Source organism: Methylobacter luteus IMV-B-3098, from assembly GCF_000427625.1.
Lineage (GTDB): Bacteria > Pseudomonadota > Gammaproteobacteria > Methylococcales > Methylomonadaceae > Methylobacter > Methylobacter luteus.
Window position 1 is genome coordinate 4,171,913 of record NZ_KE386569.1, and the last position, 1,117, is coordinate 4,173,029.

At 58.0% G+C, this 1,117-nt stretch carries 2 protein-coding genes; both read left to right on the forward strand.

Translation table 11 applies throughout. The features are described from left to right. Positions 1-719: AMP-binding enzyme (locus METLU_RS26185; protein WP_036243387.1), on the forward strand; the 719-nt coding region annotated here is incomplete at its 5' end. Positions 720-779: 60 nt separating this feature from the next. Beyond that, positions 780-1,117: condensation domain-containing protein (locus METLU_RS26190; protein WP_036243390.1), on the forward strand; the 338-nt coding region annotated here is incomplete at its 3' end.

The following is a 1,117-nucleotide window of genomic DNA, read 5'->3' on the forward strand; positions in this document are numbered from 1 at the left end:
TCAGCGATGAACCCGAAGCCCGGCTGTACAAGACCGGCGACCTGGGCCGCTGGCGGGAAGACGGCAGCATCGAATTCCTCGGCCGCAACGACTTCCAGGTCAAGGTGCGCGGCTTCCGCATCGAACTGGGCGAGATCGAGGCCCGGCTGGCCGAACACCCGGCGGTCCGGGAAACGGCGGTGCTGGCTCGCGAGGACGGCGCCGGCGACAAGCGCCTGGTGGCCTACTACACGGGTGACGCCGAACTGACCGTGGACAGCCTGCGCGCGCATCTGGCCGAGGCGCTGCCCGAATACATGGTGCCTGTCGCCTTCGTGCACCTCGAAGCGCTGCCGCTGACCGCCAACGGCAAGCTGGACCGCAAAGCCCTGCCGGCGCCGGAGGGCGATGCTTATGGCGCACGGGAGTACGAGGCGCCGCAAGGCGAGACCGAGCAGACCCTGGCCGCCATCTGGGCCGAGCTGCTCAAAGTCGACCAGGTCAGCCGCCACGATAATTTCTTCGAACTCGGCGGGCATTCCCTGCTGGTAGTCAAGCTGGTGCTTGAAATCAAGCAGCAATTCGAGGTTGAACTGGTGCTACAAGATGTCTTCATGGCGCCAGTGCTTTCATTTCTTGCTGCCCGGATCGTCGATGCGCAATTGGCTCAGTTTGATGAGGATGATTTAGCGCAGGTTATAAGATTTATGAATGATTCAAGTTATGAGATTTATGAATGATTCTTGAGGGGTATCAATCATGACGAAAATTATATTTCAACCTAAATCAAGGCTAGTAGCATGAAAAGTTATTCCGTAGATAAGTTATCAACACTCGAACGTGAAGCATTAATTAAACAAGCAATAGCCGGAAAATTAAAACGCAAGCAATTAAAGGATACTTCTATCCCTCATGCTGACCGTGACCAGCGCCTGCCGCTGTCTTTTGCCCAACAGCGGCTCTGGTTTCTCGCCCAAATGGAAGGCGCCAGCGAAGCCTACCATATCGCCGGCGGGATACGGCTGACGGGCGTGCTGGACGTAACGGCCCTGCGGCGCGCGCTGGACCGGATCGTGGCCCGCCACGAAGCCTTGCGCACCCTCTTCATCGAGCAGGACGGCGAAGCGAGTCAACTGAT